8 protein-coding genes are annotated in these 11,307 nt (G+C 38.8%); 5 read left to right on the forward strand and 3 right to left on the reverse strand.

Annotation, left to right across the window (positions count from 1 at the left end):
- Positions 1-195: 195 nt before the first annotated feature.
- Entirely contained in the window at positions 196-522 is a 327-nt protein-coding gene (locus A9239_RS17135; protein WP_048116887.1) for a DUF2769 domain-containing protein, read from the reverse strand.
- A gap of 159 nt (positions 523-681) precedes the next feature.
- Between A9239_RS17135 and A9239_RS20725 the strand changes: the two genes are divergently transcribed.
- The 4 genes from A9239_RS20725 to A9239_RS17150 all read left to right on the forward strand — a co-directional run bounded on the left by A9239_RS20725 (position 682) and on the right by A9239_RS17150 (position 4,623).
- Complete coding sequence (locus A9239_RS20725) at positions 682-837, forward strand: hypothetical protein (RefSeq protein WP_255361974.1); 156 nt, start codon at positions 682-684, stop codon at positions 835-837.
- Positions 838-861: 24 nt separating this feature from the next.
- Positions 862-1,068, forward strand: coding sequence for a hypothetical protein (locus A9239_RS17140; RefSeq protein ID WP_048155725.1), 207 nt, complete (start codon positions 862-864; stop codon positions 1,066-1,068).
- 1,066 nt (positions 1,069-2,134) lie between these two features.
- Positions 2,135-3,892, forward strand: a complete 1,758-nt coding sequence (locus tag A9239_RS20730) for a hypothetical protein (RefSeq protein ID WP_230668856.1) — start codon at positions 2,135-2,137, stop codon at positions 3,890-3,892.
- Positions 3,893-4,233: 341 nt separating this feature from the next.
- A complete protein-coding gene (locus A9239_RS17150) occupies positions 4,234-4,623 on the forward strand; it encodes a response regulator (protein ID WP_048122735.1) in 390 nt (129 codons plus the stop codon).
- A 141-nt stretch (positions 4,624-4,764) separates the two neighbouring features.
- Here the strand turns inward: A9239_RS17150 and thiI are convergent, their stop codons facing one another.
- Together thiI and A9239_RS17160 are read right to left on the reverse strand one after the other, a co-directional pair.
- Complete coding sequence (gene thiI / locus A9239_RS17155; RefSeq protein ID WP_230629094.1) at positions 4,765-6,075, reverse strand: tRNA uracil 4-sulfurtransferase ThiI; 1,311 nt, start codon at positions 6,073-6,075, stop codon at positions 4,765-4,767.
- A gap of 407 nt (positions 6,076-6,482) precedes the next feature.
- Complete coding sequence (locus A9239_RS17160) at positions 6,483-9,938, reverse strand: tetratricopeptide repeat protein (RefSeq protein WP_048116885.1); 3,456 nt, start codon at positions 9,936-9,938, stop codon at positions 6,483-6,485.
- A gap of 562 nt (positions 9,939-10,500) precedes the next feature.
- Between A9239_RS17160 and A9239_RS17165 the strand changes: the two genes are divergently transcribed.
- Complete coding sequence (locus A9239_RS17165; RefSeq protein WP_048155728.1) at positions 10,501-11,196, forward strand: type 1 glutamine amidotransferase; 696 nt, start codon at positions 10,501-10,503, stop codon at positions 11,194-11,196.
- The last annotated feature ends 111 nt before the right edge of the window (positions 11,197-11,307 follow it).

The raw sequence follows: 11,307 nt of genomic DNA on the forward strand, positions 1-11,307 counted from the left end.
CTAAAATCAATTACACTAAATACCATGGTTTTAATTTGTATTTTGAACAGTTAAAGGTTTGAACAGCCGTTGATTTTTATCTCAACCGCGCAAGTTCTAATCAGTTATAGTCAATCACATTTTGAGCAGTTGAAGATTTAATACTTAGTTTTTTAAGTTCAACTACACAGATTCTAAAAAGATAAAATAAGGGAATTAAGCCTTACCGTTACCACAGTAATACTTAACTACGTTTGCATTCTCCAGATTGTGCTCTTTCCAGACAGGACAAGTATAACAAATGCAGTCTTTGTTAGGATTTAGGTCTTTACAGATAGCTTCACCTGCCGAACAATAGACTCCAGGAACACTTTGCGGCGATGGAGCTTTACCTTCTCCTAAATTTTTCGCTTCACTTTTGAAGTTTCCCATTTTTTCCAGTGCACATGCACTCTCAGATTGTACAGGGCACTGAGAACACATACATCTTTCGAGATTTGATGCAATATATGGAACTTCTATGGATTTACTCATATTACTCATTTTACTCCCCCTATCTTATAATATTCGTGAGATAATATTCATTCCGTATTCTGAATTTATAGAATAAAATCGTTTTCAGTTTTCAGAATTATTATGACTTGGAGCCTATCCAAAATGCCAGTAATGATATTGAAAAGTTAAACCTGGCAGGTGAAGGAGATGAGCCGCCAATTTTCCGAAAAAACCGAAGATCTCTTCAGGGCCTGGAAGCTTGACAAATGGAAAAAGATCCGCCAAGATGCCGGAAAAATGGAATCCTTTCCCAAGAGAAAAGCTTGTCAGGGATTACGTAGGCATAGAAAATGTAAGCTATGAAATTATTCGTAGTAGGGAAAGCAATTGATTACTGCTGGAAATTTACTTATTGGGACTGCATGGTTATTGCTTTTCTTAACCCCGGATTCTCACCGGGCAAGCGACCGGCTTTTCCGAAAAAAAGAATGTAAAGACGCACACCCAAAAGAAGAAATAATTATTTATGGGACAATTACACTGAAGAATTCCGCTACATCTCAAAATGTGTTGTACGAAAGAATCCCCAGGTAATCCAGAAGAGCAATAGTAAGTGCCACAAAGCTGAGGATCAAAGAAAGGGTTAGGTTCAGCTTCCCTTACAGGAGCTTCCTCTTCAGCATTTTTTCCTCCGGAATCCTCACTACTCATGTTTTCACTTCATATTCGAATTCTTTCTCGCAATTGGGGCAAGTGAGATCTATAAATAAGCTTTTAGCAGTTTTTCTCCTGAGTTTATCCTTAACATCAGTCTCCCAGGGCGGGAAAAATTTCAGCTTTCATTCAATCAAAGCCGATTAGTTCCAGCCGCGCCTCAGCGCGGGACAATAACGACCTTGATACGCCTTTTTTGTTGCCTTGGAATAACATCAAGCGATTAACAGAGGAGCATCGAAAAAAGTAAAATCTGGAAAATCATCCGGAAAATCATCTGGAAAATCTGAAAATTTATCTCTTTTTATCGTTTTACTCCAGCTTTTCCTCTGGCATATAGCACCCGAAATAGGTATTTTGCTCGACTTTTTTCAGGATATTGTTAATATTTTCGAGTGAAGTTTCCATCTTTTCCATTCTCTTCTCGATCTCCTGTAGTCTGGCAAGAATTTCCTAGTCTGTGGTCATAATTTCAACTCCATATTTAAAGACTATGAATATAAATCGCTCCAAATTATCCATCATCTTACGTGTTTATTCGCCACTAAACTACAGTTAGAGAATATATAATTCTAAATTTCATATGGATTAATTGAAATATCAGCTTACAAGACTGTAGAATTGTGTTCATTCTTTTTGATATATATTTGAATACGAGTTAAGGCAATTCGCTGATATATATACTTTCTAACCAGATCATCAAACTATCAAACTCCAGGGAAAAATTGAGGATTCAAAGTGAGTGTGAAAATTACATATTTTGAAAGTCTGCACAGAAAATTTATAAGTAGATAATAGAGAGGAATTTATGGAGTTCAAAAGTACTTTTCAGGATAGCTCAAACTTCATAGAATACATCTAAGCGGCATTGTGCATGTTAGCTTTTTGTATAATTTAAGACTGCCTGATTCTGCCTCCCAGGGAAAAATAACCAGGAGTTAGACGAATGTTATTCAGTAAACTACGATTAACTAAGAAACAGTTTGGAATGGGAACACTAATTTTAGCAATACTGCTGGTTGTTGTGGGGTTGTTACCAGCTGTTAGCGCAGAGGAAGAAGATAATTATTCTGTAACTGCGGAGAAAGCCTTTGAACACGCAAATGCGCACATAATAGATTTTATGTCATCCGACGTTCCAGACTTTGAAAACTGGACAGATGCATCTATTGATCCTGAACCGCTTGAACTTTATGACATAAACGGTCAAAAATTATTTTATGAATTTTCAGCATATAAAAATAATACATTAGTAGGTAAAATTTACGTTGGTGCAAATAAAACACTAGGGCCATCAGTCCAGGTTATTGAAACTACTACATACCTGTACAATACAACTGAAGCCTTAAAAAAATCAATCGAAGTTGCCAGAAGTGAATATCCGAATGGGGAAATAAAATCAACTAAGGTGGTTGAATATAGCTATCCCCGTATTGGGGCAATGACCGTAGTAAAAGACAAGACTTCAGGAGATGAACACCGGATATTTGTAGATGTCTACAGTCTTGAGGTGGTACCTGATAGACCTGTAACTGAAACACAACTTGGCGTCTGGTCAATGTACGAACACAAAGTTAAGAATAGAGTAGGCGGAAATTTAATAGAGTGGGAGAAAAGCGAGAAATATACTAAATCTATAGAAAAAGATGTGGCTAATAAGGGAATTTGCATCAGTGTGCCAGTTATACTGGATAATTATTCAAATTATGAAACCAGCAATGTATACTATGGCTATTATCACTACTTTTTTGGTCTTAATTCATATGGGAATACTGTAATTGCCAGGTATGGAAAACTTCCTGTACTAAAATCTGATGAACAAAAAGAAAACTGGAACTCTACTCTTGAAGAGCTTGGCAATAATATAAAAGACACAGTTACCTCCAAATACATGTATCCTCATGGAGAAGTAGTAACATGTGGAACTAATTCTAAGGGATACTTTGTGATTTTATTCAAGTACGGTAATGTAAGTGAATTGCTTATAAACGAGCTCTACTCTCTAATTGATAATTCTGCAAAGCAGATGGGTATACAAGATATTCCGGTAGAATTTGGATATGGTATATATAGAGAAGAAATTCCACTGGATTCGGAACAGGATATCTATCATTGGTTTGGGGATAGTACTGTGAATCTGTCCGAATCAGACATACATGCTCTTGAAGAATATATGAAGGAAAAACCAACCATACCAATGGATAAAACTGTTGTAGCTTATGGAAAAATTCCGTTATTAAAAGATCAAAATGAAATAATGACCTGGGCAGATAAACTTTCTGCGATTTCTGGTAACACCCAGGATAAAATCACTCCATATATGGAAAAAGGTCAGGTAATAGTATACGGAGCGGAGCTAACTAGACTGGATGTAGGAATTAACGAAACGTTGCCTTCTGAAGAAAAGAATACCATAGTTAAGGAGATTTATCAAATTATTGATAAAGAGGCAAGAAAGCAGAATGTGACTGGTGTTCCAGTTATTTTTGACGAGGGAATATTTATTGATGAAATCGCGACTGAAGATGTAAGGATATATAAAGAAGAAAACAACGAAGAACTCAGTAATTCAAACAATAGCAATTCCAAATCTGATAATGGAAATAAATCAAGTGAACCGAGTGAAATTAGATCTACACCAGGTTTTGAACTTTTGGGAAGCTTGACCTGCCTGTATGGAGGATGGAAATTCAGAAAAAACTAATTCAGGAATTGGACTAATCTGATCGTCGGCGACTTTTAATTGTCCATTGCATATTAGGTGTCGTTTAAAATAACTGTATAATTCCTGACTGTATAATTTTTGATGGTCATACGTAAACCTGAGGGTAAGGAGATTGAGAGTTTTATTACTCTGCAACTTATCTAGCTTATATCCTGCAGTTATTTCGTTAAAGGGGAAAATCGAGATAATAGGGTGCAGTTTTAGAGGTGCGTGACTTCGAATATATAGATATGGAGAAGCGCGATTTTAGAGATGTTAAAAAATAGTAAATGAACAAAAGATCGAAGCATAACTCAAAAAAATAAAAGATGGATGAAAAAATGGACAAAACAAAAATTCTGGTTGTTGAAGACCAGACTATTGTGGCTCTGAACATTAAAAACCGATTAAAAAATTTAGGGTATGCTGTTCCGAATACTGTGGTTTCAGGGAAAGAAGCGATACGAGAAGCTGAGCTTACAAACGCTGATCTCGTTTTGATGGATATTATGCTAAAAGGAGATATGGATGGAATTGAAGCGGCACGAATTATTAAATCACGCTTTGGAATACCCATAATTTACCTTACTGCCTGTACAGATTTTGAGAACTTCGAACGAGCAAAGCTAACAGATCCAGAGGGATATATTTTGAAACCTTTCAAAGAAGAAGACCTATGCAAAAATATAGAGATTGCTCTTCTGAAAAGCCGGTCAAAAAAGAAAAAATAAGAGAGCTTTTAGAGCTCAAGTTAAGATTGTAACAAAGTAGTTGAAAGTGCTATAAATTAGTTGAAATGATTATACATTAATTGGAAGAGTCATAACTTAATTGAAAGTAATAATAATTAATTGGAAGAATCATCACTTTTTTCAGAGTTTAAGGACTTTTGCTGCTTTCATAGCATTGAAAACCATAGTCTTGATATCCATTTTTTGTTCTTCAGTTACTACAAGGTCGTAGTTTGCTCCTATTTCAGGCCGCTCAGGCACAGCAGTGCAACTGCCTGCGGGTCGACTGGAAATATCATAGGTTCCGATTTTGCGGGCAATGTCTATTATCTCTGTCTTATCAAAGGCAATCAAAGGATGGTAAATAGGGATAGCAAGCTGATAGATTTCAGCATACATATTGGCAGCAGTCTGGGAAGCTACCTGACCCAGGGAAGAACCGGTAATAATTCCGTTTGCACCTTCTTTTTTCATAACCTCATAGGCTTCCCTGTACATCATGCGTTTGCAGAGAAGACAGGTATTTTTTCGGTTGCAGATGTCGATAAAGGTCCGAAGATTGGGACCGTGAGGAAGCTCATATGTCTTAAACTGATACCCTGGAGCCCATTTCTGGAGCTGGCGAATACATTCAAAAGCACGTTCTCTTGCGGCATTCTCGGCATAGGGTGAAGTATTGCAGTATACCGGAATAATCATAACTCCGCGTTTCATCATAAGCCAGGCTGCAACCGGAGAGTCAAGCCCGCCGGACATTAAAACAACCATACTTCCTTGCGTGCCGAGAGGAAGACCCCCTACTCCTTTGAATGTTTCCAGATAGACGTAAGCGAGATTTTGCCGCATTTCGACGAAAACTTCCTTATCAGGAGAACTCAGGTCAACCTTAGGATGCCTTCCTTTTTTTTCCAGAGCACTCCAGACAGCATCTCCACAGGTTCTGCCTATGTCAACCGAAGAAAAAGGATGGTTTCCGCTTCTTCTAGCCCTGACCGCAAAAGATTCGCCTTCTAAAACCAGGTCCTTAGCCAGAGTAGCACATACACTGGCTGCACTCTCAAGAGTAGGCTCAGTTGTCAATGCAGGAGAAGTAGAGACAATTCCAAAAACGTCAGCAGCTGCTTCAGCCGCACGGAAATCCTTAGTCTCGATGAATATTCGGCCCCATTCCCTACGTATCTGGGAATATGGAATATCTCGAGAATCCAGCATTGCCGCAATATTCTTCATAAGAATTTTCTCATACCAGTTTCGAACTCCTGTACTTTTAAGGGCTAATTCGCCATACCGAACTATGACTACATTCGATGAAATTTCCGACTTTAAAGAAGAGGGGTCGGAACCAGGGTTATCTGGATTTCCGATGTAATCTTCCGGCGTATGCTTGTTTTCTCTCGAGGTATAGGCATCAGCCTTAGGCTTTGCTTCGATCTCATTGAAATTATCTGTCATGGATGCTTACGGTTAGGATGGCATGAAGTTTAAAACTTTCAGGATAAAGAATTTTATTTGCAAAAGTAGGAGAATTAATAAGCTAGAAGAAATAGTTAATAAAAAGCTAACAAACTAAAAAAATAATAAACCAGAAGAAAAAAGTTAATAAAAAACTAACAAACTAAAAAAATAATAAACCGGAAGAAATAGTTAATAAAAAGCTAACAAACTAAAAAAATACCAAGCCAGAAAAAGTTAAAAACCAGAGCAGTAGCATAGTAAGAGATAGGCAAATCGTACCGGTACGTATTTAGCTGCATACCGGAAAAGGTTTCTGATTTTCAATTTTCAGGAATTCGAGTTTTAGCCGAGCTCCGTAATACTCAATTCTTCACTGATACTCATTCTTCACTGATATTTTTTCTTCACTCATCAGGTTCGGGAACATACCAGTAATCTGAATCCTCACTTTCCTGTTCATCATCAAGCTCAGAATCTTCACTTTCCTGTCCATTATCAAGTTCCGAATCTTCACTTTCCTGTTCATCATCAAGCTCCGTAAGATCCTCACTCTCCTGTCCATCAGCAAACTCCGTAGTATCATAATTACTGCTATTATTTTCCAGACTGTCAGAGGGTTCAGTTATCTTTCCTGATTGAGAAGGTGCAGTCGTGTTTGTACTTACATTTCCTGAGACATTTTCTTCTCCTCCGTACCATCTTGAAGGCAAGGAGTAGTTCAGAATGCTATTATAATACTCAGGAAGGAAGAACTTAGTTCCTCTTTCCTGCAAAGCATCCACAAAACCAGGATCGATTTCATCTAATTTTGCCTTGCATGCAGCAGCCTCATCTAATTTCTTTAGAGTATAAAGTGCAAACCGTTTATTGTAAAGGGCCGAAGGTGAGTTCGGGTTAATTGCAAGGACATAGTCATAGCATGAAACTGCTTCTTCAGCTTCTCCCATCATGTTATGAATGTATCCTTTGTTATACCAGGCCGTGATACAATCAGGTTTAAGCTGTACTGTTTTGTTGAAACAATTAAGGGCTGCTTTATTGCTGCTTAACGTGAGATAAGTGCATCCCTGGAAATACCAGGCTGTAACATTATCTGGACTATATTCCAGAGCTTTACTGTAACAGTCAATAGCTTGCTGATATTTTTTCAGCTTATAGAGCACAAAGCCTTTGTTATTGTAGGCATCCACATTTCCCGTGTCCAGCGCAAGAATTCTATCGTAACAGCCTACTGCCCCCTCAAAGTCTCCGCTGTTCCCCAGGGCTTTTCCCTGTTTGAAAATTATTTCCCTGTTGCCCGGTGAGATTTTAAGTATTCTCTCATAACATGCAGCACTTTCCTGATACCTGCCAAGTGCCTCAAGTAAAGAGGCTTTCTCAGCCAGGACCTGGGAATTTTCAGGTTGAAGCTTAATTATTCGATCGTAATCTGCCAGTGCGTCATTGGATTTATTGGATTTTGATAGAGCAAGAGCCCGACTTCTGAGAGCTTCAAGATTTTCAGGCTCAGATTTGAGAAGCGTAGTATAACAGGAAATTGCCTCCTCATACCTGCTCAGATTCGAGAGGGCAAAACCTTTTCCAAGAATGGCATCTGAGTCGCTGGAGTTTAGAGCAAGCAATTGGTCATAGTAACTGACCGCTTCTTCAAGCTGTCCAAGACCACCTACATTAGAAGCGATCCCGTAAAGAGCTGTACTTGAATGTGGATCAAGATCCAGGGCTTTCCTGTAGCATTCCAGGGCTTCCTCACTTCTGCCTAGCCTATCAAGTATCGAGCCTTTTTCATACCAGACCCCAGCACGTGTAGGATTAATTGTAAGTGCCATATCATAAGAATTAAGTGCATCGTCGTACATTCCGAGTTTACTGTAGATTGAGGCCTTTCCATACCATACAGCATCGTAACTGATCTCGGGACTAAACAGGTTCAAATCTTCGGAAGGCTCGGCATGGTCCTCTGGGCTTGCGTATTCATAGTTCAGAAGATAAGCCCAGAAACCTCCAGAAAGAATCTGGGCAGGATTGGCATCTGCACTATTGTTTTTAACGTGCTCTGGTATTGGAGTTTCTGTTGAGTCTTCTGTTGAGTTCCGTTCCATATTTAACTTAAAGCGTGCAGCCGAATATTCGGGATCGATCAGGAGAGTCTGGTTATAGCATTCTGAAGCTTCTTCGTGCTTTCCGAGTTCATCAAGAACAAGCCCTTTATTATACCAGGCAACTGCACTGCTGGGCACAGCCCCAAGGACTTTGTTGTAACATGTGAGTGAACTTTCGTATTCTACAAGTTTTGCCAAGGCAAAAGCCTTACCAGCCCAGGAAAGGGTATAGTTTTCGTCAATCTCGAGAGCTTTATCATAGCTTTCGACTGCATCTTTATAGTCTTTGATTTTTGAAGAGTCCAAGCCTTTCTGGTACCAGACTTTAGCATACCTGGAATCCAGTTTCAGGGCTCGGTCATAGCATTCAATTGTCTCTTCATACCTGCCAAGCTTTTCAAGGTCCAGGCCTTTCATATACCAGACAACAGCATGTCCGGACTCAGTTTCAAGAACCTTGTCATAACATTCAATCGCAGATTCGTATTTTTCAAGCTTATCAAAAGATAGGGCTTTCTCGTACCAGATCTTAACTGTAGATGACTTAAACTCAGGATTTTCAGGATAAGACGGAAGTGCAGCTTCGTAAATTCTTAGCTGTTCGAGTGAATCACTTCCGATTTCTTCAACCTGAATCCCTGTGTCCGGGTTAAGCGCCTTATCATAGCATTCTATTGCAGCGTCATACTGACCGGTCTTATTAAGCAGAGAGCCTTTACTATACCAGACCTCGGAATTGTCAGGATTGTAGACCAGAACCTCGTCATAACATTGAAGAGCTTCATCATTTCTCCCGAGCTTTTCAAGGCATACACCTTTTCTCTGTAAAACATCAAGATTTTCAGGCTCTGACAGAAGAACAAACTCGTAGCAAGTAAGCGCCTCATCATAAATTTCCATCTTTTCAAGGTTAAAACCTTTATTATGCCAGGCACTTGCCATATCCGGATTAAAAGAAATTGCTTTATCATAACAGTCTATTGCAGTTTCGTCATCACCGGACTTATCAAGAACTACACCTTTTTGATACCAGAGTTCAGCGTTTTCAGGAGTGATATTAAGAGCGCTGTCAAAGCATTCAATTGCCTCAGGATACTTTTCAAGCCCGAGGTAAGCCATTCCCTGCATCTGCATAGAGCTGGAAGAATTGGAATTCAGTTCAATAGATTTGTCATAGGAGTTTAGAGTTTCCTGATTAAGCCCCAGCTGTTCAGAAGCAAGAGCTTTTCGGTACCACACTGTGGAGAGATAGGCATTGGCAGCAAAGCTTTTGTCATAGCAGTTGATAGCCTCAACATATTTCTTTAGCTCAAGCTGTTTGTTACCCTTGTTATACCAGTTTTCGGAAGAGGCCGGAAAGGTAGAAAGAGCCTTTTCATAACAATTGACTGCTTGTTCATTCTTTCCCAGTTCGGCCAGAGAACGTCCTTTTCCATACCAGGCCAATGAGGAATTAGGATCGATCTTAAGTGCATCATTATAGCAATTTACAGAGAGTTGATATTTTTTAAGAGAGTATACCGCATTTCCCTTATCAATCAAGCCTTCTATAGAAGATGGGCGCTGTGCCATTATCTCATAAAGATCAGGAGCGACTTCAGTCTTTTTATGAGCTTCATTCCTCTCATTGTCTTCTACAACCAGTTCCTTACCTGTAACAGCTCCTGCTATAGATAAAAAACCTGAAAAGAAATATAATATCAATGCGAGGAGAATAAAAGAACCAACAATCAAATTATTTATCTTAACTGAGCTCATTAAATACCCCTGTTTATTCTAATGAGTTCTTATGAAGACTTTTCATGAAGAGTTTCAAACTATCATTACACTCACTATTCTGTACTGTCTCTATACTTGCGTAAGCGCGAACAATTAAAGAATAAAAGTAACTAGATAAAATCGTTTTGCCTTCTACATGAATAACTTACACAGTTTGAGAAATCTGCCTCATTCATTACCATTTAATTAAAGGAGTTTATCCATATAAAATTTATGGAGTTTAAAAAGACCTCCATAATCACCATATATATTTAACTCTAAGGCGTAAAGTCTCTTTCCTCGACAATTTCTGGCGAAAGCCGGAAAGTGGAAGGTGAAGGATGAATAAGGAACAGAATACAAATTTTATAAATAAAAAGTTCCAACCTACCATTAGACTATTATGTTTCATTACTCCCAGTAATTGTCGGACAGCCTGTAAAGAATGAGGTGCTTGTGACCCTCTGCGCTCCCGTTGTAATAAAATAAACGTTTATAATATATGAAAATTGTAGCCTAGTTAGGTAACTCATAGCCCATAAAACTTCAAAACTGATCTTTCATGAAAGTCCATGTCCTCCAGCACTCTTCAATAAACACCCTCGGCACCATTGAAGAGTATACAAAAACTAAAAATAACAGGCTTGAATCAACCCGTTTTTACGAAACGATAAGCCCTCCAGAGCTTGAATCATTTGACCTTCTTATCATCATGGGTGGCCCGATTGGAGTTTACGACTATAAAGATAATCCCTGGCTGAGAGATGAAAAAGCGTTTATCAAGCAGGCAATTGAAGCAGGAAAAACTATACTGGGAATCTGCCTTGGCGCACAATTACTTGCCGACATCCTCGGAGCCCGCGTGTATGAAAACAGGCACGTGGAAATGGGCTGGTTTCCTGTAAGGGCATCTGGAGGCGAGAATAAGCCGAAATTTTTTGAAGGGCTGCCGGACAAGATCATGTTTTTTCACTGGCATTCCAGGACATTTGACCTTCCTGCAGGGGCCGTTCAACTTTTTGAAAGCGAAGGCTGTAGGAATCAGGGGTTTATCTACAATGACAGAGTTATAGCGCTTCAGTTTCATCCTGAAGTAAATGAAGACAGAATTCTGAGTTTGATCAAGTGGTTTGGGGATGGGATGGAAAATGGACCGTTTGTACAGAAAAAAGAGGAAATGCTCGGGAAAAAAGAATATCTGGATGCCACAAAGAAATTTATGTTTTTGATTCTGGATAAACTTAAAAAACTGATATAAAAAGTGCTGAGCTAGTTAGCTATTCAGCTATTCAGCTATTCAGCTATTCAGCTATTCAGCTATTCAGCTATTCAGCTATTCAGCTATTCAGCTATTCAGTTATTCAGTTAT

It is taken from the genome of Methanosarcina sp. A14 (assembly GCF_001729375.1).
In the GTDB taxonomy this organism is placed as follows: Archaea; Halobacteriota; Methanosarcinia; order Methanosarcinales; family Methanosarcinaceae; genus Methanosarcina; species Methanosarcina barkeri.